This is a genomic window from Nisaea acidiphila (assembly GCF_024662015.1).
Lineage (GTDB): Bacteria > Pseudomonadota > Alphaproteobacteria > Thalassobaculales > Thalassobaculaceae > Nisaea > Nisaea acidiphila.
In genome coordinates this window covers 828,229-853,158 of record NZ_CP102480.1, presented here as the reverse complement: position 1 = coordinate 853,158, position 24,930 = coordinate 828,229, and the positions used below count along the sequence as shown (strand labels likewise).

At 64.3% G+C, this 24,930-nt stretch carries 23 protein-coding genes, 1 tRNA gene and 1 pseudogene; 16 read left to right on the top strand and 9 right to left on the bottom strand.

Going from position 1 to position 24,930, the window contains the following annotated elements:
* Positions 1-64 precede the first annotated feature (64 nt).
* Entirely contained in the window at positions 65-985 is a 921-nt protein-coding gene (locus tag NUH88_RS04070) for a LysR family transcriptional regulator (protein WP_257770126.1), read from the bottom strand.
* Positions 986-1,092: 107 nt separating this feature from the next.
* Between NUH88_RS04070 and NUH88_RS04065 the strand changes: the two genes are divergently transcribed.
* The 7 genes from NUH88_RS04065 to NUH88_RS04035 all read left to right on the top strand — a co-directional run bounded on the left by NUH88_RS04065 (position 1,093) and on the right by NUH88_RS04035 (position 7,200).
* Complete coding sequence (locus tag NUH88_RS04065) at positions 1,093-1,629, top strand: phosphonopyruvate decarboxylase (protein ID WP_257770125.1); 537 nt, start codon at positions 1,093-1,095, stop codon at positions 1,627-1,629.
* Positions 1,629-2,213, top strand: a complete 585-nt coding sequence (locus NUH88_RS04060) for a thiamine pyrophosphate-dependent enzyme (protein ID WP_257770124.1) — start codon at positions 1,629-1,631, stop codon at positions 2,211-2,213. Before NUH88_RS04065 ends, NUH88_RS04060 begins: the two co-directional genes overlap by 1 nt.
* Before the next feature lie 11 nt (positions 2,214-2,224).
* Positions 2,225-3,382, top strand: a complete 1,158-nt coding sequence (locus NUH88_RS04055) for an acyl-CoA dehydrogenase family protein (RefSeq protein ID WP_257770122.1) — start codon at positions 2,225-2,227, stop codon at positions 3,380-3,382.
* A gap of 7 nt (positions 3,383-3,389) precedes the next feature.
* Positions 3,390-4,493, top strand: coding sequence for a CaiB/BaiF CoA transferase family protein (locus NUH88_RS04050; protein WP_257770120.1), 1,104 nt, complete (start codon positions 3,390-3,392; stop codon positions 4,491-4,493).
* A 47-nt stretch (positions 4,494-4,540) separates the two neighbouring features.
* Positions 4,541-5,431 (top strand): NAD(P)-dependent oxidoreductase, encoded by an 891-nt coding sequence (locus NUH88_RS04045; RefSeq protein ID WP_257770119.1) that lies wholly within the window; start codon positions 4,541-4,543, stop codon positions 5,429-5,431.
* Between the two features lie 136 nt (positions 5,432-5,567).
* Complete coding sequence (gene mddA, locus NUH88_RS04040) at positions 5,568-6,323, top strand: methanethiol S-methyltransferase (protein ID WP_257770118.1); 756 nt, start codon at positions 5,568-5,570, stop codon at positions 6,321-6,323.
* Positions 6,324-6,363: 40 nt separating this feature from the next.
* Entirely contained in the window at positions 6,364-7,200 is an 837-nt protein-coding gene (locus NUH88_RS04035; RefSeq protein ID WP_257770116.1) for an alpha/beta fold hydrolase, read from the top strand.
* On the opposite strand, the gene NUH88_RS04030 is transcribed toward NUH88_RS04035, so the two are convergent.
* The 4 genes and pseudogenes from NUH88_RS04030 to NUH88_RS04015 all read right to left on the bottom strand — a co-directional run.
* Entirely contained in the window at positions 7,148-8,188 is a 1,041-nt protein-coding gene (locus NUH88_RS04030; protein ID WP_257770115.1) for a GlxA family transcriptional regulator, read from the bottom strand. The genes NUH88_RS04035 and NUH88_RS04030 overlap by 53 nt on opposite strands.
* 19 nt (positions 8,189-8,207) lie before the next feature.
* Positions 8,208-8,284: transfer RNA gene (locus NUH88_RS04025), tRNA-Arg, on the bottom strand.
* Between the two features lie 66 nt (positions 8,285-8,350).
* Positions 8,351-8,740, bottom strand: a complete 390-nt coding sequence (locus NUH88_RS04020; RefSeq protein WP_257770114.1) for a ParB N-terminal domain-containing protein — start codon at positions 8,738-8,740, stop codon at positions 8,351-8,353.
* A 188-nt stretch (positions 8,741-8,928) separates the two neighbouring features.
* Positions 8,929-9,165, bottom strand: a pseudogene (locus NUH88_RS04015) (formate/nitrite transporter family protein); the annotation flags it as partial.
* A 283-nt stretch (positions 9,166-9,448) separates the two neighbouring features.
* On the opposite strand from NUH88_RS04015, the gene NUH88_RS04010 reads away from it, so the two are divergent.
* The 7 genes from NUH88_RS04010 (at position 9,449) to NUH88_RS03980 (ending at position 15,593) form a co-directional block, all read left to right on the top strand.
* Positions 9,449-10,258 (top strand): 2-keto-4-pentenoate hydratase, encoded by an 810-nt coding sequence (locus NUH88_RS04010; RefSeq protein ID WP_257770113.1) that lies wholly within the window; start codon positions 9,449-9,451, stop codon positions 10,256-10,258.
* Complete coding sequence (locus tag NUH88_RS04005) at positions 10,258-11,127, top strand: DUF547 domain-containing protein (RefSeq protein ID WP_257770111.1); 870 nt, start codon at positions 10,258-10,260, stop codon at positions 11,125-11,127. The genes NUH88_RS04010 and NUH88_RS04005 overlap by 1 nt, the downstream gene beginning before the upstream one ends.
* Before the next feature lie 200 nt (positions 11,128-11,327).
* The gene (locus tag NUH88_RS04000; protein ID WP_257770109.1) at positions 11,328-12,140 is read left to right on the top strand and encodes a putative universal stress family protein; all 813 of its coding nucleotides are present in this window, start codon (positions 11,328-11,330) and stop codon (positions 12,138-12,140) included.
* A 295-nt stretch (positions 12,141-12,435) separates the two neighbouring features.
* A complete protein-coding gene (gene fliG, locus NUH88_RS03995; RefSeq protein ID WP_257770108.1) occupies positions 12,436-13,458 on the top strand; it encodes a flagellar motor switch protein FliG in 1,023 nt (340 codons plus the stop codon).
* 19 nt (positions 13,459-13,477) lie between these two features.
* A complete protein-coding gene (locus NUH88_RS03990; RefSeq protein WP_257770107.1) occupies positions 13,478-13,813 on the top strand; it encodes a TraR/DksA family transcriptional regulator in 336 nt (111 codons plus the stop codon).
* A gap of 43 nt (positions 13,814-13,856) precedes the next feature.
* Positions 13,857-14,924 carry a Rieske 2Fe-2S domain-containing protein gene (locus tag NUH88_RS03985; protein WP_257770106.1) on the top strand — a complete coding sequence of 356 codons (1,068 nt, stop codon included), beginning with the start codon at positions 13,857-13,859 and terminating at the stop codon, positions 14,922-14,924.
* A 57-nt stretch (positions 14,925-14,981) separates the two neighbouring features.
* Positions 14,982-15,593: a pyridoxamine 5'-phosphate oxidase family protein gene (locus tag NUH88_RS03980; protein ID WP_257770105.1), complete on the top strand. Its 612-nt coding sequence runs from the start codon at positions 14,982-14,984 to the stop codon at positions 15,591-15,593.
* Between the two features lie 154 nt (positions 15,594-15,747).
* Here the strand turns inward: NUH88_RS03980 and NUH88_RS03975 are convergent, their stop codons facing one another.
* A complete protein-coding gene (locus tag NUH88_RS03975) occupies positions 15,748-16,659 on the bottom strand; it encodes a LysR family transcriptional regulator (RefSeq protein WP_257770104.1) in 912 nt (303 codons plus the stop codon).
* Between the two features lie 165 nt (positions 16,660-16,824).
* Between NUH88_RS03975 and NUH88_RS03970 the strand changes: the two genes are divergently transcribed.
* Positions 16,825-20,409 (top strand): ABC transporter ATP-binding protein/permease, encoded by a 3,585-nt coding sequence (locus NUH88_RS03970; protein ID WP_257770103.1) that lies wholly within the window; start codon positions 16,825-16,827, stop codon positions 20,407-20,409.
* 152 nt (positions 20,410-20,561) lie between these two features.
* On the top strand, positions 20,562-20,846 hold the full coding sequence (locus NUH88_RS03965) for a GIY-YIG nuclease family protein (RefSeq protein ID WP_257770102.1): 285 nt from the start codon (positions 20,562-20,564) through the stop codon (positions 20,844-20,846).
* Positions 20,847-20,980: 134 nt separating this feature from the next.
* On the opposite strand, the gene NUH88_RS03960 is transcribed toward NUH88_RS03965, so the two are convergent.
* From NUH88_RS03960 to NUH88_RS03950, 3 genes are read right to left on the bottom strand one after another with little or no spacing between them, the layout of a single operon-like run.
* Entirely contained in the window at positions 20,981-22,138 is a 1,158-nt protein-coding gene (locus tag NUH88_RS03960) for a M20 family metallopeptidase (protein ID WP_257770101.1), read from the bottom strand.
* Between the two features lie 13 nt (positions 22,139-22,151).
* A complete protein-coding gene (locus NUH88_RS03955; RefSeq protein ID WP_257770100.1) occupies positions 22,152-23,978 on the bottom strand; it encodes an adenylate/guanylate cyclase domain-containing protein in 1,827 nt (608 codons plus the stop codon).
* The gene (locus tag NUH88_RS03950) at positions 23,975-24,823 is read right to left on the bottom strand and encodes a ferritin-like domain-containing protein (protein ID WP_257770099.1); all 849 of its coding nucleotides are present in this window, start codon (positions 24,821-24,823) and stop codon (positions 23,975-23,977) included. Before NUH88_RS03950 ends, NUH88_RS03955 begins: the two co-directional genes overlap by 4 nt.
* Between the last annotated feature and the right edge of the window lie 107 nt (positions 24,824-24,930).

Sequence of the window (24,930 nt, the reverse complement as noted above, 5' to 3'; positions counted from 1 at the left end):
TGACATCTAGAGGGGACGGCCCGGCCATTTCGGCCGGGCCGTTTCTATTTGGGCGCCGGGATTTTTAGAACAGAAGCTGTCCTTCCCAGATCCCGTGTCGCACCATCGACGCGGTTTCGGCCTTCAGCGTGTCTGCGAAGATACGCACCGCATTCGTCTCCGGGCGGGCGAGAGAGCGGACCAAGACCATTTTGCGGGTCACTGCCGGCGCCCGGATATCTATCGCCGAAAGCTCGCCGGCCTCGACCTGCGTATGGACAGCCGCGAGCGGGAGCACCGTATAGCCGAGACCGCGCATCACGAGATCCTTCAGGGTCTGCAACGCGTCCGCCTCGACGATCACCCGGAGCGCGATGTCATGCTCCCGTGCCGCCGCCTCCAGCAGTTTGCGCAATCCGTGGCGCGGGCCGGGCAGGATCAGAGGCCTGCCGGCGAGAGAGCGGAAATCGACGGGCTCCGGGGGAGCGGACCCGGGCGGACCGATCAGGTAGAGCGTTTCCTCGATCAGCGGCTCGGAGCGGACATTCTGCACCGCGCCGGTCTCGTACATCACCGCGAGATCGGCCTCGCCGCGCTGGATCATGTCGAGCAGGTAGCCGCTGAAGGCGGGCACGATACGGAGCGTGACTTCGGGATAGTCCGTGAGGAAGCGCTCCGCGAGATGCCCGGCGATGACCTCTCCGACAGTCGGCGGGACGCCGAGGCTCACCGTACCCTTCACCGCGTTGGCATCGGCGGAGATCGCCGCACGGGTATCCTCGACCATGCGGAGGATCGCCGTCGCCCGGTCCGCCAGAAGTTCGCCCGAGGGCGTCGGCATCATGCCGCGGCCGTGCCGGGTGAAGAGCGGGACCGAGAGCTCCTCCTCAAGCAGCCGGATCTGCCGGCCCAGCGCGGGCTGGGCGATGTTGAGCCGTTCGGCGGCGCGGCTGAGGCTGCCGGTCTCGGCGACGGTGAGAAAGGTGCGAAGCTGCTTCAGGTCCATAATCTATACAATCATGGCATATCTGAATAAGAAACATGCTTCTCGTATTTTGCTGGGCAGAGCTCTACTCACTTGGAACCGATAATTATCGCGTCCGAGGAGGCGAGATGAGTGCAGTTCCGGCCGAGGAGGCCCCGTCCTGGCAGGACCAGATCCTGCCGATCCTGAAAAGTTTCGATGTCCGCCATCTGGTCTATGTGCCCGATGCGGGCCACGCCGCCGCGATCCGCGCGGCGGAACTCGACAACGGTATCGTCTCGCTCGCCCTGACAACCGAGGAGGAAGGCATCGGCTACCTGCTCGGCGCCCATCTCGGCGGCGAACGCGGGGCGCTGCTGATGCAGTCGAGCGGCGTCGGTAACTGCCTCAACACACTCGCGCTGCAGACCATGACCCGCTTCCCGCTCCTGATGCTGGTAACCATGCGCGGCGACTGGGCGGAGTTCAATCCGTGGCAGAACCCGATGGGTCAGGCGACGGAAGCGGCGCTGAAGCTGATGGGCGTGCGCACCTGCCGGGCCGACCAACCTGGCGACGTGCCGCATCTGGTGCACGGGGCGGCCACCATGGCCTTCAACGGGGACGAGGCGACGGCCGTGCTCCTCGGACAGAGCCTCGTCGGCGAGAAGAAGTGGGTGAAGTGATGGGCAAGCAACTCCTCGACCGCCGCGCCGCCTCGGCGGCTCTCCTGCAGGATCGCGGCGACCTGCTCGTCGTCACCGGCCTCGGCTCGCCGAGCTACGATGCCATGGCCGCCGGCGACAACGACCTCAACTATTATCTCTGGGCCGCCATGGGCAGCGCCGCGACGGTCGGTTTCGGCCTGGCCATGACGCAGCGGGACAAGCCGGTGCTGGTGCTGACCGGCGACGGCGAGATGCTGATGGGACTCGGCGCGCTTGCCTCTATCGGCCAGAAACTGCCGCCGAACCTTACCATCGCGGTGCTCGACAACGGGCATTACGGCGAGACCGGGATGCAGAAGAGCCATACCGGCAACGGGCTGGAACTGGCCCGCTTCGCCGAGGCGGCCAACTTCCCCTGGACCCGGGTGATCGAGGACATGGCGGGCGTCGCCGAATTGCGGGACCGTATCCATGCCAAGGAAGGCACGTCCTTCGCGGCGCTGAAGATCGCGGCGGACGAACTGCCGCGGGCGTTACCGCCGCGCGATGCCGTGCATGTGAAGAATCGTTTCCGGGCCGCGCTCGGCCATTCCACAATCTGAGAGGAGAGCCCATGTCTCCCGCCGACGACTATCAGGACATCCGCGACGCGGTGCGCGCGCTCTGCGCCGAGTTTCCCCCCGAATATCACCGTGAGGTGGATGGGCAGCGCGGTTATCCCGAAGCCTTCGTCGACGCGCTGACCAAGGCCGGCTGGCTCGCCGCCATGATCCCGGAGGAATATGGCGGCTCGGGCCTCGGCCTGACCGAAGCCTCCATCATCATGGAGGAGATCAACCGGGCGGGCGGCAATTCCGGTGCCTGCCACGGCCAGATGTACAATATGGGCACGCTCCTGCGGCACGGCTCGGAAGAGCAGAAGCAGCTCTACCTGCCGAAGATCGCGAGCGGCGAGCTGCGCCTGCAGTCCATGGGCGTGACCGAGCCGACCACGGGCACCGACACCACCAAGCTCAAGACTAAGGCGGAGCGCAAGGGCGACCGCTACGTGGTCAACGGGCAAAAGGTCTGGATCTCCCGCATCCAGCATTCCGACCTGATGATCCTGCTCGCGCGCACCACGCCGCTGGAAGAGGTGAAGAAGAAGTCGGAAGGCATGTCGATTTTCATCGTCGACCTGCACCAGGCGATCGGCAACGGCATGACCGTCCGGCAGATCCCCAACATGGTGAACCACGAGACCAACGAGCTCTTCTTCGACAATCTGGAGATCCCGGCGGAGAACCTGATCGGCGAGGAGGGCAAGGGCTTCAAATACATCCTCGACGGACTCAATGCCGAGCGCACCCTGATTGCGGCCGAATGCATCGGCGACGGCTACTGGTTCGTCGACAAGGCGGCGGCCTACGCTAAGGACCGCGTCGTCTTCGGCCGCCCGATCGGGCAGAACCAGGGCGTGCAGTTCCCGCTCGCCGAGGCGCATATCGAGATCGAGGCGGCGAACCTGATGCGCTACGAGGCCTGCCGCCTCTTTGACGCGCACCAGCCCTGCGGCGCCCAGGCCAACATGGCGAAATACCTCGCCGCGAAAGCCTCCTGGGAGGCGGGCAACGCCTGCCTGCAGACCCATGGCGGCTTCGGTTTCGCCTGCGAGTACGATGTCGAGCGCAAGTTCCGCGAGACGAGGCTCTACCAGGTGGCGCCGATTTCGACCAACCTGATCCTGAGTTACGTCGCCGAGCACATTCTCGGCCTGCCGCGTTCCTTCTGAGGCAACGATGACGCTTCCTCTCAAAGGCCTGACCGTGCTGGCGCTGGAACAGGCGGTCGCGGCGCCGTTCTGCACCTCGCGGCTGGCCGATGCGGGCGCGCGGGTGATCAAGATCGAGCGGCCGGAGGGTGATTTCGCGCGCGGCTACGACGATGTCGCTCAAGGCCAGAGCAGCTATTTCGTCTGGCTCAATCGCGGCAAGGAGTCGGTGGTGCTGAACCTCGCTTCGGACGAGGGTAAGGCAGAGTTCCGGCAACTGGTCTCGGAAGCCGACGTGCTGGTGCAGAACCTGAAACCGGGCGCGCTGGCGCGTCTCGGCTTTCCGGTCGAGGAACTGCGCCAGGCCTATCCGAAGCTGATCGCGCTCTCGATCAGCGGCTACGGCGACGAGGGACCGCTCGCCGCGCGCAAAGCCTACGACCTTCTGATACAGGCGGAATCCGGTCTCTGTTCGATCACGGGCGGACCGGAGGAGCCGGCGCGGGTCGGCGTCTCCATCGTCGATATCGCGACCGGCCAGACCGCCCATGCCGCCGTGCTCGAAGCGCTGATAGCGCGCTCGATCTCGGGCGAGGGCGCCGACATCCGGATCTCCATGTTCGACGTCATGGCGGACTGGATGACGGTGCCGCTGCTGAACCACGAGGGCGGCAAGTCGCCGAAGCGGCTGGGCCTGCGTCACCCCTCCATCGCGCCCTATGGCGTCTTCCCGACGGCGGACGGGCCCTCGGTGTTGATCTCGATCCAGAGCGAGCGGGAATGGGCCGTGCTGTGCCGCAAGGTGCTGGACGCGGAGAGCGCGATCACCGATCCACGCTTCGCCACCAATGTGGCGCGCGTGCAGAACCGGACGGAAACCGATGCGCTCGTCGCTGGTGTGTTCGGAAAACTGCCGGTCGAGGCGCTTGAAGCGAAGCTCGACGCGGCGGACATCGCCTTCGCGCGGGTCAACGATACTGGCGCGCTCTCGAACCATCCGCATCTCCGCCGTATCACAGTGGACACGCCGAACGGCCCGGTCGCCTATCCCGCGCCCGCCGCGATCTTCGTCGAGGCGCCGCGCAGTTACGGGCCCGTGCCCGCCATCGGCGAACGGCCGGGGCTGTACTGATCGTTCGGAGCGGCTAAGCTGTCCCCCAATCAACAAGGGGGGACGGCATGAGCGAGAAATTGCGCGTAGGCTTCATCGGCGCCGGTCTGATGGGACACGGCATGGCGAAGAACCTGGTCGAGAGGGGCTTTCCCCTGACGGTCATGGGAAACCGCAACCGGCAGCCGATCGACCATCTGGTGTCGCTCGGCGCGACGGAGGCCAAGACGGCCCGCGCCGTCGCCGAAGCGTCCGACATCGTGTTTCTCTGCCTGCCGAACTCGGCGGTGGTCGACAAGGTCGTGCTCGGCCCGGACGGGATCGCTGAGGGGGCGCATGACGGTCTGATCGTTGCCGACTCGACCACGGCCGATCCGACGGAGACCAAGCGCATCGGCGCCGCGCTGGCGGAAAAAGGCGTGGCGATGCTGGACACGCCGCTCACCATGACCCCGAAGGAGGCCGAGGCGGGAACGCTGAACGTGCTGGTCGGCGGCCTGGCGGAGGTGCTGGAGCGGGCGCGCCCGGCCATCGCTTGTTTCGGCAGGAACATCTTCCATGTCGGGCCGCTCGGCGCGGCGCACAGCCTGAAACTGATCAACAATTTCATGTCCATGAGCATGGTCGCGCTGTTCTCGGAAGCGGTGGTGACGGCGCGCAAGGCCGGCGTCAGTGTCGACGGGCTGCACGAGCTGATCTCGGCCGGAGCGCTCAACAATCCGCTCTTCCAGAAGGTCATGGACTGGCCGCTGAAGGGCGATGCGAGCGGATTGCAGTTCGCCATCGAGAACGCGCTTAAGGATGTTTCCTACTATAACCGCGTCGCCGCCGACGCGGGCGCGACGGCGCCGATCGGCGCGACCGTGCAGCAGATCTATGCGCTGGCCAACGCGCAGGGCGAGGGCAAAACCCACGTGCCGAAGCTGATGGACGTGCTGGGCCGGCTGAACGGACTCTGAGCGTGCGAACGCTACGTCGAAGACTTCCTGTCTGATTTGGTCTGGTCCTGTCCGAAACGCCTCTGTCGCAGGAAATCATAGTGAGGCATCGAGAGCCAATCGGCGTCCACGGGACCCGTTTTGGGGAGGCTCAGACATGTCGCGCATTGTTATCCTGCTGTTTGGTGGGACCAGTTACCTGTTTTTCAATTTGGTTTTCCTGTATCTCGCCGCATTCCTGCTGGAATGCGTGGTTCCGAAAACAATCAATACCGGCCGGGATGCCGACCTGCTGAAGGCACTTCTGATTGATCTCGGAGCCATCGGTCTGTTCGGCTTTTTGCACAGCCTGATGGCGCGGCAGTGGTTCAAGGAACGGTGGACTCGGTTCGTGCCTCTATCGGCGGAGCGCAGTATCTATGTCCTGCAAGCGTCGGCTTGCCTCGCGTTCCTGATCTGGGTCTGGCATCCGATCCCCTCGGCCTTGTGGTCCTTCGACGGTTGGTCTGCAATTCCGTTCTATGTGGCATTTGTAACCGGGAGCGTGATCGTTCTCTGGTCGACCTACCTCATCGACCACTACGAACTGTTCGGTCTCCGGCAGGTCTGGTGCAATTTCATAGGTGTCGAGATGCCGGAACCGGAGTTTCGCACGCCCGGTCTATACAAAGTCGTGCGGCACCCGATGCAATTGGGGGCCCTGATCCTTTTCTGGGCGACACCGACCATGACGCTCGGCCACTTGCTGCTGGCAACAGCAATGACCCTTTACGTTTTCATCGGCCTCTATTTTGAGGAGCGGGCGCTGGAGCGCCAGTTCGGGTCCGATTACGCGGACTACAGGAAGCGCGTGCCAATGTTGGTGCCTGGATGGCCGCCTCGTCAGCCGAACGCTCTGAGCGAGTGGAGCTAGACCGATGTCGGATGGGCTCTCAAGGGGATACGGCTTTGCGATGGACTATCGCGATACGGGGACCGGCACGCCGGTGCTGGCCTTGCACGGGGCGTTGAGCGACAGCACTGTGTGGGACCCGTGCCGCGAGGCTCTGATGACGGCCTGTCGTTTCGTCGCGCTTACGCTGCGCTATCACGGGTCTCAATCCTGGCCGGATCCCGGTGAGAATTATGATGCGCAAACGCATGCTGACGATCTGATCGCATTCGTCGAGCTCAGGAACCTGCCGCCGGTACATTTGGTCGGGTGGTCGTACGGTGGAGCCGTAGCGCTGCGCGCCATGCTCGGGAGACCCAATCTGTTCGCGAGCGCGGTTCTATTCGAACCATCGGTTTCCGGCCTGATGAGCGAGGAGGGCGATGCGCGTTTGGAGGCGGCGTTTGTCGAGGATCTGAACGAGGTCCTGTTGGCGGGTGAGGATCTGCCGGATAGGGAGCGTGCCATGGCGTTCGTGCGCTTTGTCGATGGCCGGGCCCCCGAGGACAGGAGTGGTTTTGACGGGGCTGTCGAGCGGATGATCGCCCGCAATGCCCGTACCTTGCGGCCGCTCCTCGGAGCAATAGCCTCGACAAGGATGACGCTCGGGGAAATGTCCCTGATATCGCAACCCGTGACGATTGTCCGGGGCAGCAATTCGTTGCTTCGGTATCGACGGTTGTCCGAGCGGGTTGCAGCGGAACTGCCGTCTGGAAGATTGATCGAGATTGCAGGGGGACGGCATCTTGCTCCACTGACCAGAGCCGCCGAGATGGCGCTGGCACTTGAATGGCATCTCGCCGCGTTTAAGCGCGCGTCCCGCCTTGGCGCTCCAGTTGTTGGCGCGTCGGGAACTTGAATTTGCGCCGATAATTGGCCGGGGTCATGCCGACCTGTTTTTTGAACAGCCGCCGGAACGAGGTCTCGTCCGTGTAACCGACGCTTTCCGCGATCTCCACGATCGGCATGGCGGTGGTTTCCAGCAACTGCTTTGCTTCTTCGGTCCGGAGTTGCTGAAGATATGCCGACGGCGCGTAGCCGGTGGCGGCATTGAAGCGCCTGTTGAATGTACGCGGGTTCAGTCCGGATCCTGCTATTGCGTCCGAGAGTGCGCCGGGCTGGTCGTAATTGTCGCCAAGCCAGACTTGAGCCGCACTGATCACCGCATCTTCGTGCGTTACGTTACGTTGCAGTACGGAATAGGGCGATTGTCCGTCGAGGTGCCATTGGAAGAGAAAAAGGCGGGAGACCTCGCGCGCGGTTTCCATGCCGGCAAATCTCATAATCAAGTATAGGCAGAGATCCTGCCAGGATGAGGACCCACCGGCGGTTACCAACCGATGACCGTCGCCGGCGAAGCAAAGGATGCGCTGCTCTATAAGTCGAATATCTGGGTGACGCTGGCGAAGCGCAGGCGCGGCGGCCCAATGGCTGGTTGCCTCGGCTCCGTCGAGCAGGCCGGTTTCTGCGAGCAGGAGAGCGCCGCTGCAAGCGGCCGCTATAAGCGCCCCGCGCTGATACTGCTCTCTTATCCATTCCGAGGTGGCTCGATATTTTTCGGAGAACTCCATAATGTCGGAGACTAGCAACGACGGGATATAGACGATGTCGGGAGCTTCGGCCTGGTCGAAACTTTTTTGCGCTACCACTGGAAAGCCAAAGCTCGTCATGACTTGGCCGGCTTCCGTGCCGACAGTGAACGGGGCGAATGCGCACTCCGGATCGGCTCCCGCCCCGACCATGGCGCGCCACAAACCGCCGCTCGCCGCCAGCGCGTCGGCCACTCCGTATAGCGTGCTCGCTTCGGTCTCCGGAAGACAGACCAAAGCGACCTTAAGTTTTTTCATTTTGGCGCTCCGGAGAAACTGGCGACCCCGACAGGATTCGAACCTGTGACCTACAGATTAGGAATCTGTTGCTCTATCCTGCTGAGCTACGGGGCCGCACGGGCGAAGTGATACAGGAGCAGCGGCCGCTTGCCAATGTCGCAGCACGCAGGTCGAACAGGCTTACTCTGCCGGGACCCGGTTGTCGTTGTGATGTACGCTGTCGAGCGGGCCCGGGGTCACCAGGCAACTGATGAAATGGACCTTCTCGCGGAACAGGTTGGAGAGCCATTCGCCGGCCACTTTGCGGGCGGCGGAAAGGCGGTGGCCGCCATCCACGAGTACGAAACTGTCGTCGAGATAGAAGATCCGCAGCGGATCGGAAGAGGCGTAACCGTGGTCGCGGATTGCGTTCACGAGACGCCAGAAGCGATCATTCTCGCGATCGGTACCTCGGTCGTCGTTCACAAGGTGCAGTTTCTGGATCTGGTCGAGTGTGAGGTCGACCTCTGCAAAACCGCGCTCGCGGATCTGCTTCTTGATCGACTTCTTGACCTTGCCCTTGATGACCATGACCGGCTGCCTCGTACCCTCACAATAAATATTACAATTCGGTGACATCTATATAAGTTCGAACGAAATCCGTTTCCAGTAAAAAATGCGCACTGGTTGCGCTTTCGTTCGCGAGGCTTGCCCCGACTTGCAGCCGGACGTTCGCCTCAAGTTACTGAAATCATATCATATAGAGAGTTTAAAAATCGCTAAGAGCGGCGATAGATCAACCAGTAAATCAAGGCGACGAAAACGCCGTCGCCAACCATGTTCCCGAGGGTCACAGGGATCGGGTTTCCCAAGTGTCGCATCAGATTCGGATCGGAAACGCCGGAGAACGCGGCGATCGGCAGGAAGTACATGTTCGCGATCGAGTGTTCGAGACCGATCGCGACGAAGGCGCCGACCGGGAAAAGATTGGCGAGAATTTTACCCGGCACGGAATGCGCGGCGGTGCAGAGTCAGACCGCGAGAGATACCCGAAGGTTGTGGAGCAGGCCGTGCTGGAAACTGTGTTCGAACGAAAGTTCGAATTTCGCAATTGCGATTCGACCGGTCGTTTCCGGCATCGCGCCCATTCCGGCGATCTCGTCGCGTTCGGCGATCCGCGCCGGCGTGCGAGCTCCGAAGGCCGAAGCACACAGTGCCGGGGGCAAGGGCTCCCGGACTTGTGGGGCTGCGGTGGATGGAAGAGACTGCGGCCGCAAGAAAGTGGAGGAGGAGCGCGACATGGCCGGGACATGCGGGAACGCGGAAAAGGAACAGGCGGTGGCCCGCCATCTGCTGGCGGAGCACGCCGCGGGGACCCCCTACACGACTCTGACCGGTACACTCGCGCCGGCCGATATGGAGGAGGCCTACCGGGCGCAGCAAGCCTTCGTCGCGCAGCGCCGGGAAGCGACCGGCGCGGGAGTCGCGGGCTACAAGATCGCACTGACCTCGAAAGCCATGCAGGATTTCGTCGGTGTGGGCCATCCGCTACTCGGCGCCATCTTCGACGACACGCTTCACGAGGCGCCGGCGGAGATCTCGCTCGGCGCTTTCCAGCGCGTCGGCGTCGAGTTCGAGCTGGCGCTCCGGCTCGGCCGGGACGTTCCGGCGGCGGCCGACCCTTACGGCGCGGAGACGATCATGCCCTTTGTCGACGCGGTGATCCCGGCCTTCGAGCTGGTCGAGGACCGCAACGCGGTCTACGAGAATTTCGATGCGCTTTCCCTCGTCGCGGACAATGCCTGGAGCGCCGGCGTCGTGCTGGGCGCACCTGTTATGGACTGGCGCGGGCTCGACCTCTCCTCCCTTCCGGCCAGGCTGGAAGAAAATGCGGGGACGGAAAGCGCGACCACCGGAGCGGCGCTCGGCAATCCGCTGACCGCGCTTGCCTGGGCGGCAAACGAACTCGGCCGGCAGGACCGGCCGCTGTTGGCGGGGATGATCGTGATGACCGGCTCCACCATGAAGACCCGGTTCCCTGCCGCGGGCGAACGCTATCTCTACGAAATCGAGGGAGCCGGCGCGGTCCGGCTGTCGATCCTGCCGTGATGCCGGCTGTCCGGTCCAGCCGGCGCCGGTTTATCTCCGGCGCGCTCTCCGTTGCGGCACTCTCTGGCTGCGGCACGCTCGGCTACGGCCGGGAGCGCTCGTTCCGGCCGGACCCGGTGCGCCCGCTCGCCCACTGGCAGAGTCATGTTCCAGGCGCGCAGCGGCTGGTCGACCACTCGCTGTGGACCCGCTTTCTCGCCACCTACCGGCGGGTGCGCTCCGACAGAGTGCCGCTACTGCCTTACGGGGAGGTCGCGAGCGCCGAGCTTGAACTGCTCGACGAATATCTCGCACTGCTCGCCGGGACCCCGGTCGGCAAACTCGACCGGCCGGAGCAATACGCTTTCTGGCTGAACCTCTACAATGCGCTCACAGTCCGGCTGATCGAGCGGGCCTATCTCGTGCTCTCGATCCGGGATATCGATTTCGGCGATGGCACGCCGTGGCATCGTCCTATCGTCGAGGTCGAGAGCCAGCGCTTGAGTCTGGCGGACATCCGGGATCGGATTCTGCGAGCATATTGGCGGGACGGGAGGCTGCATTATGGCCTCTGCTACGGAGCGATCGGCTCGCCTGGCCTGCTCGCCGAAGCCTTCACCGGGGAAAATGTGGACCGTCTTCTGGACGCCCAGGCCCTGGATTTCGTGAATCATCCGAGAGGAGTCTGGGTTGAAGGCGGTAATGTGACCCTATCGAGCATCTTCGACTGGTATGCGGCGGATTTCGGCGGTACGCGCGATGCGATTCTGGCTCATCTGCGGCTTTACGCACTACCTGGACTGAGGCCTCTGCTGCGCGACGATCTGGCATTCGACTATGCGTTCGACTGGTCGCTGAACGACGCGACAGGGAGCCAGGGAAGGCGCTGAAGCGGAGCAATCCGGCCTCTGCGGCGTCCTCCGTTCCCGAGAACTTATTTTCAGTCCGGGTTTGATATCGCGGCGTTAATCGGCTTCAGTGAGTATCAGCCCGCTCACACGATTTTCCCCCACGGGCGTTCACGACGCGCTACTGTTTTCCAGAGGCATCCCCGCCGCAGCGCAATCGGTCTGGCAAGGAGACGCATGCAATGAAACAAGTCCTTCTCCCGTTCGGGTCTGACAATGCCGATGTGACGCCGATCGCGGCGGCGGCTCAGTTCGCGGGCCGGTTCGATGGACAGGTGACCGCTCTGTTTTATCCTCGCCTGCCGGATCCGGTGATCGTCGATCCGATGAGCGGCGGCGTCGTCTCTTATGAAGGGATCGACGAAGAGGTGGCAGCCCAGCGGGAGCAGGCCGAAGGCCAATTTCTGGCTCTTAAGGACGGTCTTGAAGCCAATCTTGCCTCGCGCGTCGCGGTAGACATGCAGCGGCTCACGAACTGGCGCCAGATCGGCGAGGAATCCCGGATCTTCGACATTACGGTCGTTGCGCGGGCGAACAAGAGCCCGCACTGGCAGACCCTTTTCGAGATGGCTCTTTTCGAGGGCGGCCGGCCGGTGATGCTGGTCCCCGAGGGCTGGAGCAAGCCTTTCGGCGATACCGTCGTCATCGCCTGGAACCGCAGCACCGAGACCGCCCGGCTGATCGGCCAGAGCCTGCGTGCGCTCAAGGCGGCGAAGTCGGTTCACATCGTCGAGCTGGAGGGCTGGTATACCGCCGGCCCTGACGGCAAGGCGCTGCAGAATTATCTCGCCGGTAACGACATCGAGGCGAAATGCCATAAGAGCGATGCGCCGAGCGGGCCCGGGGCCAAGATGGTGGAGATTTCCCGAGACCTTGGCGCCGACATGATGCTGAAGGGGGCTTACACTCAGAGCCGTCTGACGCAGCTGATCTTCGGCGGTGCCACGCGACAGGTCCTCGAGCAGTCGGACATTCCGGTTATTTTCGCTCACTGATCCGGACGAGGCGGAACGCGGACAGGCTCCGGGGCATGCTTGGCCCGGGGCCTGTTTCTGTTTGGCCCGGAAGTGGAACGGAACGGATTGTGCCCGGTTTCGAGTAAAGCGCCAGCCCGCCCGGATGTTCTTTCGAAATTCACGATAATATTCGCCGGTTTTCATTCTCCGATGCATGTCGACGCGCGATTGTTGCCTGTCGGGAAATACCCTTATTGGGTTTGGGTGCTCTCGAATTCATGATATGTTTGGTTAATCATTCTTTAACCATGATTCGATTCTGAAGGCTCCCGCCATGGGTATGCGTGTCCGTGAAGACTACAGGGGCATTACCGGTCCGGAAAAAGCCGCAATCCTGCTGATGTCGCTCGGCGAGGAGCAGGCGGCAAAAATCTTCGCATTGTTGGACGACGAGGAGATCAAGGAAGTCTCGCAGGTGATGGCCGGGCTCGGCACGGTCAGCTCGAACATCGTCGAGCGGCTCTTTGTCGAGTTCGCGGAGCAGGTCTCCTCCACCGGCTCGCTCGTCGGCTCGATGGATTCGACCGAGCGCCTGCTGACCAAGGTGCTCGGCGGCGACCGCGTCAACGAGATCATGGAGGAAATCCGCGGTCCGGCCGGCCGTACGATGTGGGACAAGCTCGCCAATGTGAACGAGCAGGTCCTCGCCAATTATCTGAAGAACGAATATCCGCAGACCGTGGCCGTGATCCTCGGCAAGATCAGCCAGGCCCATGCCGGCAAAGTGCTCTCCATCCTGCCGGAAAATTTCGCCATGGAAGTCTGCATGCGCATGCTGCGCATGGAGGCGGTGAACAAGGAGATCGAGAAGGATGTGGAGCGGGTGCTGCGCACCGAGTTCATGTCGAACCTCGCCCGCACCAACCGGCGCGATGCGCACGAGATGATGGCGGAGATCTTCAACAACCTGGACCGCGCGACGGAGAGCCGGTTCCTCTCGGCGCTGGAAGAGCGCAACAAGGACAGCGCGGAGAAGATCCGCAGCCTGATGTTCACCTTCGAGGATCTGGCGCGGATCGACCCGGCGGGCGTGCAGACGCTGCTGCGCGCGGTGGACAAGGACAAGCTCACCATCGCGCTGAAGGGCGCGTCCGAGGAGCTGAAGGACCTGTTCTTCTCGAACATGTCGGAGCGCGCGGCGAAGCTGCTGCGCGAGGACATGCAGTCGCTCGGCCCGATCCGTCTGAAGGAGGTCGAGGAGGCGCAGACCGCCATGGTCACCTCGGCGAAGGATCTCGCCGACCGCGGCGAACTTGTCATCGGCGGTTCTTCGGGCGACGATCAGCTCGTTTACTGATGCGGCTGCGGATGCCTGAATGGGCTTTGACCTAGAGCAATTTCGCGAACGCCTGCTTGCCCGGCGAGCGGAAATCCGGAATGTGATGGAGGCGGCCTCCGAGTCGGCCCGTCCTGTCGAGCTGGACCAGACGCGGGTCGGCCGCCTGTCGCGTATGGACGCCTTGCAGGGGCAGGCCATGGCCAAGGAAACCGAACGTCGCCGCAGCCTCGAGTTGCAGCGCATCGCCACGGCCCTCGAGCGCATCGAGGACGAAGAGTTCGGCTATTGCGTTTCCTGCGGCGAGGAGATTCCACTCAAGCGGCTCGATCTCGATCCGGCGGTGACGACCTGCGTAGATTGCGCTGCAAAATGATGGCGCTTGCCGTGACGCGGTGCCCTTGGCACTCTCCCGGCCCATGAACGATCTCAGCCAAAAGACCGACGACGGTTTCCTCCGCGACATCTGGTATTTCGCCATGCCGTCCGCCGCCCTGAAGCCGGGGCAGGTGGTGGCCAAGACCCTGCTCGGAGAGCCGGTGGCGATCGCCCGTCAGGCCGACGGAAAGGCCTACGCCCTCCGCGATATCTGCCCGCACCGGGGCATCCCGCTGTCCGACGGGCGCATGGTCGGGGACGAGGTTGAGTGCTGCTACCACGGCTGGCGCTTCGATTGCGAGGGGACCTGCACGCTGATTCCCTCGATCACGACGGAGCAGGATTTCGATTCGACCCGCATCCGGGTGCGCAATTATCCGCTGGTCGAGAAACATGGCGGACTCTGGATCTATATGGCCCGGCACGACGCGAAGAGCCTGCCGGCGGACCTGCCCGATCCGGGCCTGCCGGACATTCCCGATTTTGCCGAGGCGCCGAATATCCAGGTCAGCATGGATTTTCCCTGCCATATCGATCACGCGGTGATCGGCCTGATGGATCCGGCGCACGGACCCTACGTGCACAAGAGCATTCTCTGGCGCGACGAGAAGAGCATGCACGACAAGGCGAAGGATTTCGGCCCGTCCGAGTTCGGCTTCGCCATGAAGCGCCATCCGCCCTCGAAGAACGCCGCGGCCTACAAGATCCTCGGCGGGGAGATCACCACGGAGATCCGCTTCCGCCTGCCGGGCGTCCGGGTCGAGCACATCATCGCCGGCCGTTATCAGCTCTGCAATCTCACCTGCGTGACCCCGCTCGGCCCGATGGAGACCGAGGTGCATCATATGGTCTATTGGACCGCGCCTTGGCTCACGCCGCTCAAGCCGGTGCTGAAGCCGCTGGTGAGACGCTTCCTCGGTCAGGACCGGGATGTCGTGGTGAAGCAGCAGCGCGGCCTCGCATTCAATCCGCAGCTCATGCTGATCAACGACTCGGATATCCAGGCGAAGTGGTATTTCCGGCTGAAAAAATCCTACGAGGCCTGGCGCAAGGACGGCGGCGACTTCGACAATCCGGTGCGGGACACGGTCCTGCGCTGGCGGAGTTGACCTCGGCCCAGCGGCGGCGCAGCATGCCCGCTTCTTACCTAATCCCGGACGGAAATCATGGCGAAGATCGAGACTGTCGAGGCGCTGCGCGCAATTTACAAGCCAGCGGCGGGCCGCGCGGTCGAGAAAGAGCTGAGCGCCCTTGATCCGCACTGCAAGCGGTTCATCGAACTCTCGCCTTTCCTCCTGCTGGCCACCCATAACGCGGACGGCGTCGTTGACATCACGCCGCGCGGGGACGGACCGGGGTTCGTCGCCGTCCCCGACGGCAAGACCATCGTCATTCCCGACAGGCCGGGGAACAATCGGCTGGATTCGCTGACAAACATCCTCTCGAATCCGACATGCTCTGTCATCTTCATGATTCCGGGCGTTGACGAGACGCTGCGCATTCGCGGCACCGCCGAGATTAGGGACGATGCGGATCTGCTCGCCGGCTTCGAGGTCAAGGGCCGGCTTCCGGCGACGGTTCTCAGGATCTCCGTCGATCTCGCTTTCCTGCATTGCGCCAAGGCGCTGATGCGCTCGCGCCTCTGGAACCCGGACGCGCAGATCGAGCGCTCCACGCTTCCGACCCTTGGTCAGATGATCAAGGACCAGCTCAATCTCAATGTCGAGGTGGAGAGCCAGGAAGAGATGGTCGCGCGCTATAAGGAAGCGCTCTACTGAGCTTCCAGCTTCCCGAGTGAACCTAACTCTAGGTCGTCATTCCCGCGCACGCGGGGACCCAGGGATCCAGGTCTTCTCTCTACGATCCCTGGGTCCCCATTTGCATGGGGATGACGACATTCACGGGCGCATGGATAGGTCGGTTCGAGAGGCGTTAAACTGCCCCCTCCAGTTCAGGCTTCGCGGTCTGGAACAGCCGCGCCAGCTCGTCCATCATCGCCCGCACCCGGGGCAGGGTGCGGAGGTCGCGGTGGACCAGCATCCACTGGTCGGCGATCACGTCCTCGAGCACCGGCGTCGCGCGCACAAGGTTCGGGTCCGGGTCGCCGATGAAGCAGGGCAGCACCGTCACGCCGGCACCTGACGAGACTGCGTAATGCAGGCTGTTGCCGTTATTGGTCCGCATCGCCGGCGTCCGGTTGCCCAGCAGGCGGCGGATCCAGGCCTGGCCGGGCATGTACTGGTGGGCCTCGTCGAACCCGATCCAGGGCAGATAGGCGAGCGAGCCGTTCAGCGGATCGCAGCCGCTTCCGCCGCCGCCGATCTGGCCGATGAGCTGCGGCGTGCCGTAGACCGCGTAGCGGAAGCGGCCGATCCGCCGCGTCACCAGGTCCGCGGCATCCGGCACCACCTCGCGGATCGAGATATCCGCTTCCCGCCGCGACAGGTTCGCCATCAAATGCGTGACGTGGAACTCGATCTCGATCTCCGGCAGCCGGTCGCGCAGCTCGACGAGGTGGCGGGTGAGGAATTGCATCATATGCTCGCCGACGGAGACCCGCACGGTCCCGCGCGCGGTGTCCGTAAGGCCTAGGCTGCGGCGCTCGATCGCCTGGGCGGCATCGTCCATCGCCTCGACATCCGCCAGCAGCTGCTCGGCCGCGGGTGTGAGCACGTAGCCGTCGGGCAGCCGGTCGAACAGGCGGGCGCCGATGGCGTCCTCCAGCGACTTCACACGGCGCGCAACGGTCGGATGGCTGACATTCAGCTCCTTCGCCGCGGCCGTCAGGCTGCGTTCGCGCGCAAGGGTCAGAAAGACCCGGTAATCGTCCCAATCGGTCAGCATGACGACACCATACTGCGAGCGGATCGCAAATAGGCAGTACAAATTTGTTCGCTGCGATGCAAAATTTATCCAGTCCCGGAAAATAATCTTTCCGATAATCTGATCCCGATCTGAAATCCGGACGATGAATTCTGCGCGTCCGGTCTGTCGCGGAAGGGACCCGCCATGCATTTCGAAACCCGGCTCTGGCAATTCACGGAAGGTGTCCGCGGGCGCATTTCCTGGGCGATCCTGATTGGCCTGCTTGGGGTCAGTCTCGGTGTGGCCCGCCTCGGCCTGCTGGGCTGGCTCATCGGGCAGGTCTTCGCGGGCGCGACGCTGGCGGCGCTCTGGCCTTCGATTGCGGGCATCGCGCTGGTGATGATTGCCCGGGGCTGGGTCGAGCAGTGGCGCAACATGGTGGCGCACGAGACCGCCGCGAAGGTGCAGATCAGCCTCCGCCGCAAAGTCTATGACAAGCTGGCCTCGTTGGGACCTGCCTATGTCGGTCGTGAGCGCTCCGGAACCATCTCGCTGGCTCTGACCGACGCGGTCGACCGGCTCGAGGTCTATTTCGGCCAATACCTGCCCCAGCTCGCGGTCTCGCTCTTGGCGCCGCTGCTGATCTTCGCCTTTGTCGCCTTTATCGACCTGCCGGTGGCATCGGTGATGCTGGTTTTCGCCCTGATCGCGGTCTTCGCCCCCTCGCTCTGGCACAGCTCGAACGAGAAGAGCGCCAGGCGGCGGCAGGAAGCCTACGCCGCCTTCGCCGCCGAGTTTCTGGACAGCCTGCAGGGCCTCGCCACGCTGAAAGCCTTCGGCCAGAGCAGGGCACGCGGCGACATCCTGGAAGTGAAGGCGCGGGACGTGTTCCGCAGCACCATGTGGGTGCTGAGCGGCAATGTCCTGGCACGCGGAATTACCGACAGCGCGATCGCCTGCGGCGCGGCCGCTGCACTCGGGCTCGGTGCCTTCCGCGTGGTGGAGGGGCAACTGGAGCTGACCTCTCTGCTTGTCATCCTGATGCTCGGCGTCGAGGTCTTCCGGCCGATGCGCGAGCTGCGCAACGTGTTGCACGAAGGCATGGTCGGCCTCTCCGCCGCCAAAGGCATCTACCGGGTGCTCGACGGCGAGGCGGATGTCGAGGATGCCGCCACAGGTGTTTCGGGAACGCTGGAGCCTTCCATCGCCTTCGAACAGGTCGGCTTCCGCTATCCGGGCAACCAGCGCACGGTGCATGACAGGCTCGACTTCGCGGTGAAGCCGGGCGAGCGCATCGGCCTTGTCGGCCCCAGCGGCTGCGGCAAGAGTTCCGTCGTCCGCCTGCTGTTGCGTTTCTTCGACCCGGTCGAGGGCCGCATCCTGCTCGGTGGAAAGCCGCTGAACGAACTCTCCTTCGAGCAGATCCGCGCGATGATCTCCGTCGTCAATCAGGACACCTTCCTCTTCCACGGCACGGTCGAGGAGAATATCCGCATGGGCGACCCGGCGGCGGATCATGCCGCAGTCGTTGCTGCGGCGAAGGCCGCCAACATCCACGCTTTCATCGAGGGTCTGCCGGACGGCTACGGGACGGTGATCGGCGAGCGCGGCATCAAGCTCTCCGGCGGCCAGCGCCAGCGCGTGGCGATCGCCCGGGCGCTGCTGCGCGACACCCCGATCCTGGTGCTCGACGAGGCGCTCTCAGCCGTCGATGCCGAGAACGAGGCGGTGATCCAGGACGCACTGAACCGGCTGATGAAGGGCCGCACGACGCTCGTCCTCGCGCACCGGCTCTCCAGCGTGATCGATTGCGACCGCATTCTGGTGCTCGACCAAGGCAAGGTGGCCGAGGAAGGCGCTCATTCCGCCCTGATGAAGGCGGGCGGGCTCTATGCCGGTCTGATGGCGGAACAGGCACGGGAGGCTGCAGCGGCGAAGACGGCCGAGCCGGTGGTGAGCGAGGAGGCGCCGGAGCCTGCCGCCGAAACGCTTTCGGACATTCCCGGCGGGGCCGTGCAGGCGCCGACCGAAGGGATCATCAAGGCTGAAGGTCTCACCTGGTTCCAGGTGGTGGTCGAGCTGATGAAGGTCATCATGCCCTGGAAGGGGCGGCTCATCTTCACCTTCCTGTTCGGCGTGCTCCGCGTCGTCGGTTTCATCGGCGTCGGCGTGCTCAGCGCCTTCGTCGTGCTGGCTCTGAAGAACGGGGAGGATTTCACCCCCTGGCTTTGGGCGCTCGCGGCGGTGGCGCCGCTTTCCGGTGTGCTGCACTGGCTGGAGAGCTGGCTCGCCCATGACATGGCCTTCCGCCTGCTCGCCGAGATGCGGATCGAGGCCTATCGCAAGCTCGACGCGCTGGCACCGGCGTATCTCGTCCGGCGCCGGACCGGTGATCTGATGACGCTTGTCACCCACGATATCGAGTTGGTCGAGTATTTCTTCGCCCACACGGTGGCGCCGGCTTTCGTCGCCATACTGGTGCCGGGTTGCGTGCTGCTCTGGCTTGGCGCGGAAAGCCCGGCGCTGGCGCTCACCCTGACGCCGTTCCTGCTCGCGGTCGGGCTCAGCCCCTTCCTGATGCGGCGACGGGTCGACCGGCTCGGCTCGGAAGCGCGCGAGGCCTCGGGCGAGCTCGGTGCCTTCGCGGTGGACAGCGTGCAGGGCCTCGGCGAGATCGTTGCTTTCCAGCAGGAAGCGCGGCGCGGTGACAAGCTCGACGCACTCGGCCAGAAACATATCGATCTGCGGCTGCCGTTCTTCCGGGAACTGACGGCGCAGCAGAGCCTTCTGGAGGCGCTGACTGGCCTCGGCGGCCTCGCCATCGTCGTCACCGGTGCCGCGCTCGCGGCTTCGGGGATGATCGATGCGGGCGTCCTGCCGCTGCTCACCATCCTCGCCATGGCCGCCTTCCTGCCGGTCTCGGAGATCGCGCAGATCGGCCGCCAGCTCGCCGACACGCTCGGCTCGACGCGGCGGGTCTACGGTCTCTGGAACGAGCCTGTGCCAGTGACGGACGGGCCGGGCGCGGACGCCAAGGGCGGCCCGGTCTCGCTCGCGCTGGAGAAGGTGGATTTCCGCTATCCGGGGCAGAACCGCCGCGCGATCCGCAACTTCACGCTGGAGATCCCGGCGGGCAAGACGGTGGCGCTGGTCGGCACCTCCGGGGCCGGGAAGACCACTTTGGCGCAGATGCTGATGCGGTTCTGGGATCCGGATGCGGGCAGGGTGCTGATGAACGGCACTGATCTGCGCGACTACAAGCTCGACGAGCTGCGCAGCCGGATCGCGCTGGTGGCGCAGGACACCTACCTCTTCAACGACACGCTCCGCGCCAACATCCTGCTGGCAAAGCCGGGCGCGGGCGAGGAGGAACTGAAGGCGGCCGTGCGCCATGCCTCCCTGGAGGATCTGGTGGCGATGCTGCCGGATGGGCTCGACACCCCGGTCGGCGAGCGCGGCACCAGCCTTTCCGGCGGCCAGCGCCAGCGTGTCGCCATTGCGCGGGCCTTCCTGAAGGATGCTCCGGTGCTCATCCTCGACGAGGCGACCTCGCATCTCGACGCCGTGAACGAGCGCGCCGTCCGTGTTGCGCTGAACCGCTTGCAGTCCGACCGCACCACGGTGGTCATCGCCCACCGGCTCTCGACGATCCGCGACGCCGACCTGATCGCAGTGCTGAGCGAGGGCGCGCTGATGGAGACCGGGACGCATGAGGAACTGGTGGCAAAGGGCGGCCTCTACGCGAAGCTGGTCTCGCACCAGCTCGCGTCCGCGGTGGCTGCGGAGTAATTAGGCCTCGCGCTTCAACAACGGTCGTCATTCCCGCGAACGCGGGGACCCAAGGAACATAGGTCCGCGTTCTGCGATCCCTGGGTCCCCACTTGCGTGGGGATGACGACCGTTTGCTGGGAAAAATGGCCTGCTCGTCCCAATGAGGGGACATGGGACCATTTCTTTGCATCCTCGCCAGCAAACGCAACGGGACGCTCTATACCGGCGTCACGTCGGATCTGACGGCTCGAGTCGCGCAGCACAAACGTGGAATGGCCGGCGGCTTCACTGCACAATACGGCGTCAAGACGCTGGTCTATTTCGAGCTGCACGAGACCATGGAAAATGCGGTTCGGCGCGAGCGTCAGGTCAAGAAATGGCGCCGCCGCTGGAAGCTCGAACTGATCGAACGGCAGAACCCGCGTTGGCGCGATCTGTATCCGGATTTGTTCTGAACACTCAGATATAAAGTCGTCATCCCCACGCAAGTGGGGACCCAGTGAGCCTAGAGCGACGATCTTGGATCTCTGGGTCCCCGCGTTCGCGGGGATGACGACCTCTTGTGGTATTTGAAGCCCGGGTGCGACCCCTACTCAAGCGTCTCCAGCAAGCGCACCCACATCTTGGCGCGGGGCTCGAGCGAGGAGAAAAAGATCTTCTCTTCCAGCGTATGCGCACCCGCGCCATCGGCGCCGAGGCCGTCGAGGGTGGGGACGCCGAGGGCGGCGGTGAAGTTGCCGTCGCTGCCGCCGCCTGTGCTCTCGGTCGCTTCGAGGGTGAGGCCGGCTTCGGCGGCGCAGACCTTCGCGTGCTCGAAAAGCTTCAGGCTCTCCTCGGTCGCCTCGAAGGGCGGACGGTTCATGCCGCCGGTGACCTCGACACTGACGTCCGGGGTCAAGGCTTTGAGGCCGAGGATTTTCGCTGTCATCTCCTCGCCGTCCTCCTTGGTGAGGACGCGGAGGTCGATTTCCGCAACCACGTCGCGCGCGACCACGTTGACTGCGGTGCCGCCGCTGATCATGCCGACATTGGTGGTGACGCCGCGCTCGTAATCGACCATGGCGTCGATCGCCCTGATCTGGTTGGCGAGCTCGCTGATCGCGCTGCGGCCGTCCTCGTGCTTGGCGCCGGCATGGGCCGGTCGGCCGGTGATCTTCATGACGAAGCGGCCGACTCCTTTGCGCGCCACGACGACCTTGCCGCCGTCGCGCGCGGGCTCGGTGACGAGCACGTATTTCGCCTTGCGGGCCTCTTCCTCGATGATTTCCTGGCTGATCGGGCTGCCGACTTCTTCCTCGGAGACATAGAGGAAGGTCACCGGCAGTTTCGTCGTGCCGCCGAGGCGATGCAGGTGGCGGTAGGCGTAATAAGGCAGGTAGGCGCCGGACTTCATGTCGTAGATGCCGGGGCCGTAGATCTCGTCGCCCTCGCGGCGGATCTTCAACTCGCCGTCCTTCACGCCGACCGGGTGCACCGTGTCGATATGGCAGAGGACCAGAATGCCCTTCTCGCCGGACGCGTTCGCGGTGCGCGCGCGGATGATGTCGCCGAAACCGTCGCGGCCCGGCGTGCGCTCGATCGCGAGACCGAGGTCCTTGTAGAGGTCCTGGACCTTATCGGCGACCTTGTTGACCGCCGCGGCGTCGGTGGTCGGGCTTTCCGCCTCGACCCAGTCGAGGATGCCTTCGAGGATGTCTTCGGGATCGACTTTCGGAGTGTTGGACGGGACGGAGGAGTCCGGGCTCATGGCGCGCGGCCTTTCATTCGGATGCTGATTTTATTGCTGTGCCGCCCGGCGGGAGCCGCCGGAAGCTGACGGGATCTTTGAAGCCTCTTATAGCTTGCCGGTCCGCCTCCAGCCATTGCGATTTCAGCATCTCCGCCGCCGCGGGATCGGCGGCAATGGCCTCGCTGATCACGATCTCGCCGGGCCCGGCCTCGCCTTGCAGCCGGGCCGCCATGTTCACTGTGCCGCCGAAATAATCCAGCCGGCCGTTCAGGGTGACGGCGATGCAGGGGCCGGCATGCAGGCCGAGCTTGAGACCGATCGGGTTGGACCGGTGCGCGCGGTTGAACTCCGCGACATGCTCGCGAATTTCGAGCGCGGCCTTGATGCCGTTTCCCGGTTCGGTAAAGGCCGCCATGACCGCGTCGCCGATGGTCTTGATGACGCCGCCGTCATTGTCCCGGACGATACGGGAGAGAAAATCGAAATGCTCCCGTACGAGGCCGTAGGCCGGTGCGTCGCCGATCTTCTCGTAGAGGGCGGTCGAGCCGGAGAGATCCGTGAACATCAGGGTGATATGGGCGATCCCCACCTCGTCCCCGCCGCGCAGCACGTCCTCGGCGAAGAGGTTGCGGAAAGCCTGCATCGTGGTGACACGGTGCGCGGTGAGTGCGTCCTCGGCCCAGTCGCGGGCCTCGACGATGACGACGCGGGGGCGCTCGCATCGGTTCCGGAGGGTGACCGTGCCCAGCTCCGGTTCCTCTGTCTCGACGGCAATCTCCGCTTCGCCGATGGAGAGCGCGGGAAATCCGCCGCCCGAGAAGTCGAGGATCCGCTCGGGGCCGGGTTCCAGGGTGCGGATACGGTAGGAGCCGGGCGCGAGCGCTGTCTCGACACTCTCGCTGCCGCCGGGCGCGACGCGGACCTGCAGGCGGACATGAGGCGTCGACATCGGTCCGAACAGGCAGAATTCGCCGTGCACGACCTTGCGGATCCCTGCCGCCGGCTGGAAGGTCAGTTCCACGTTCCGGGCGAAGTCGCGGTCGTAACTGATGTTGCAGGAGGGGCAATGCGCGCCTTCCGGCAGTTCGTCGAGGCCGGAAGTGGTCAGCTTGGCGCCCTTGCAGCGCGGGCAGAGCAGATCCCAGCGGCTTTCGAGCAGCCCGTCCTTCACCGCCTCGAGGCAAAGCTCGATGACGTGGCGTTCTTCTTCCTCCCACATCCGCGCGAGCTTCAGCGGGCGGATGCTCATCAGGTCGACCTCCTGGGCCGAGAGCAGCCATTCCGCGAGCCGGCGCCCGAGCCCGTGGCCGTAGCGCGAGGCGTCGACCCGGCCGAGCGCGGTTTCCAGGCGGCGGCTGTGGGTCTCGTCCAGCGTGACCGGTTCCGTCGGGTAGGGCGTCTCGGCCTGTTCCTTCGCCCAGGCCTCTACGTTTTCCGAGACCTGATGGAAGTTCCGTTCCGTCGTCGCGAAGATACCCTTGCGGGCGATCAGGCCGCCGAGGAGGCCGGCGGGCTCGACGTCGATCCGGTAATGCACCACGCAGCCCTCGCCCTCGTCCTCGAAGCGGACGAAGACATTGAGCTGCTTCAGCGGGCCTTTCAGAAACAGGCGGCGGTGTCGGAACCAGCGTCCCGAGGCCCATTCCTGGGGAATGTCTTCCCAGTGCAGGGTGACCGGACCGAGTTTCGCGGTGGCGAAGAAGCGGACGCTTCCGTCCGGCTGCTCCTCCTCGCGGATCTCGTGCTTCGGCAGGCCGATGGATTCGTTGTATCGCTTGGTGTCGGCCAGCGCCTCCCAGACAAGCGTACGGGGCGCGTCGAAATGGTAGACGAACTCACGCGACAGCAGGGTGCTCATGCGCTGTTTCCACCGTTCTGTTTGGCGAGATATTCCTCGCCGAGCGGAACGTAGAAGGCGGCGGCGAAACCCGCAAGCTCACGCGCCGGGATGTTGAAGGGCGGTTTCACCCCTCCGCGGAAATGGGTGCGGACGAGGTGCTGCCAGGTCTCGACCCGGGGCTTTCCCTCGCGGTCGCAGACATGGTCGAACCAGCGTTTTCCCACCGCGACATGTGTGATCTCGTCATCGAAGATAACCTGCAGGATATCCGCGCTCGGATCGTCGCCGACCTCGCGCATCTTCTCGATCATCGCCGGCGTCACGTCGAGTCCGCGCGCTTCCAGCACCAGCGGGACGATGGAGAGGCGCGCGAGCAGGTCGTGCGCGGTCTCGGTCGCCGCGAGCCAGAGCCCGTCATGGGCATTGAGCGCACCGTAATATGAGCCGAGGTCTTCCAGCCGGTCGGAGATCATCAGGAAGTGTTTGGACTCGTCGTCCGCGACCTTCATCCAGTCGATGAAGAAGCCTTCCGGCAGATCGTGCCCGGTATAGCGGGCGATCATGTCCCAGGAGAGGTCGATCGCGTTGAGTTCGATATGGGCGAGCGCGTGCAGCAGCGCGATCCGGCCCTCCGGGGCTGCCGTGATCTTCCGTTTCGGGACCTCGCGGGGCGGCCGCAGGGCAGGGAGCTCCGGACGGGCGGGACGGTCCGGCGGCGCGGCGGTCCCGATCTCGCCGAAACCGCCTTCATTCCAGAGCGCGACGACAGCGCGCCCGAGGGTCGCCTTCTCGCGGGTGTCGCCGGTTTGGAGCACGGCGACGGCCGCGTCTGCGAGGGACTTGAGTTCTTTCACGTCGGGCATGCGGGGCCGGTCACTTTCAACTTCGCTCAAGATTGTTGTACGCGCTCCGTGCCGGATCGGTCCAATTTTTGGCACCGTTGCGGCGGGGCCGGGGCGCAGCCTATAAC

Excerpts from the sequence above, each read along its gene's own strand:
- NUH88_RS03985 (WP_257770106.1), top strand. The coding sequence starts at position 13,857 with ATGAACGATCTCAGCCAAAAGACCGACGACGGTTTCCTCCGCGACATC.
- NUH88_RS03950 (WP_257770099.1), bottom strand. The coding sequence starts at position 24,823 with ATGCCCGACGTGAAAGAACTCAAGTCCCTCGCAGACGCGGCCGTCGCC.
- NUH88_RS03980 (WP_257770105.1), top strand. The coding sequence starts at position 14,982 with ATGGCGAAGATCGAGACTGTCGAGGCGCTGCGCGCAATTTACAAGCCA.
- NUH88_RS04005 (WP_257770111.1), top strand. The coding sequence starts at position 10,258 with ATGCCGGCTGTCCGGTCCAGCCGGCGCCGGTTTATCTCCGGCGCGCTC.
- NUH88_RS04030 (WP_257770115.1), bottom strand. The coding sequence starts at position 8,188 with ATGAAAAAACTTAAGGTCGCTTTGGTCTGTCTTCCGGAGACCGAAGCG.
- NUH88_RS04060 (WP_257770124.1), top strand. The coding sequence starts at position 1,629 with ATGGGCAAGCAACTCCTCGACCGCCGCGCCGCCTCGGCGGCTCTCCTG.
- NUH88_RS03955 (WP_257770100.1), bottom strand. The coding sequence starts at position 23,978 with ATGAGCACCCTGCTGTCGCGTGAGTTCGTCTACCATTTCGACGCGCCC.
- NUH88_RS04045 (WP_257770119.1), top strand. The coding sequence starts at position 4,541 with ATGAGCGAGAAATTGCGCGTAGGCTTCATCGGCGCCGGTCTGATGGGA.
- NUH88_RS04010 (WP_257770113.1), top strand. The coding sequence starts at position 9,449 with ATGGCCGGGACATGCGGGAACGCGGAAAAGGAACAGGCGGTGGCCCGC.
- NUH88_RS03975 (WP_257770104.1), bottom strand. The coding sequence starts at position 16,659 with ATGCTGACCGATTGGGACGATTACCGGGTCTTTCTGACCCTTGCGCGC.
- NUH88_RS04055 (WP_257770122.1), top strand. The coding sequence starts at position 2,225 with ATGTCTCCCGCCGACGACTATCAGGACATCCGCGACGCGGTGCGCGCG.
- NUH88_RS04070 (WP_257770126.1), bottom strand. The coding sequence starts at position 985 with ATGGACCTGAAGCAGCTTCGCACCTTTCTCACCGTCGCCGAGACCGGC.
- NUH88_RS04050 (WP_257770120.1), top strand. The coding sequence starts at position 3,390 with ATGACGCTTCCTCTCAAAGGCCTGACCGTGCTGGCGCTGGAACAGGCG.
- mddA (WP_257770118.1), top strand. The coding sequence starts at position 5,568 with ATGTCGCGCATTGTTATCCTGCTGTTTGGTGGGACCAGTTACCTGTTT.
- NUH88_RS04035 (WP_257770116.1), top strand. The coding sequence starts at position 6,364 with ATGGACTATCGCGATACGGGGACCGGCACGCCGGTGCTGGCCTTGCAC.
- fliG (WP_257770108.1), top strand. The coding sequence starts at position 12,436 with ATGGGTATGCGTGTCCGTGAAGACTACAGGGGCATTACCGGTCCGGAA.
- NUH88_RS03990 (WP_257770107.1), top strand. The coding sequence starts at position 13,478 with ATGGGCTTTGACCTAGAGCAATTTCGCGAACGCCTGCTTGCCCGGCGA.
- NUH88_RS03960 (WP_257770101.1), bottom strand. The coding sequence starts at position 22,138 with ATGAGCCCGGACTCCTCCGTCCCGTCCAACACTCCGAAAGTCGATCCC.
- NUH88_RS04065 (WP_257770125.1), top strand. The coding sequence starts at position 1,093 with ATGAGTGCAGTTCCGGCCGAGGAGGCCCCGTCCTGGCAGGACCAGATC.
- NUH88_RS03965 (WP_257770102.1), top strand. The coding sequence starts at position 20,562 with ATGGGACCATTTCTTTGCATCCTCGCCAGCAAACGCAACGGGACGCTC.
- NUH88_RS04000 (WP_257770109.1), top strand. The coding sequence starts at position 11,328 with ATGAAACAAGTCCTTCTCCCGTTCGGGTCTGACAATGCCGATGTGACG.
- NUH88_RS04020 (WP_257770114.1), bottom strand. The coding sequence starts at position 8,740 with ATGGTCATCAAGGGCAAGGTCAAGAAGTCGATCAAGAAGCAGATCCGC.
- NUH88_RS03970 (WP_257770103.1), top strand. The coding sequence starts at position 16,825 with ATGCATTTCGAAACCCGGCTCTGGCAATTCACGGAAGGTGTCCGCGGG.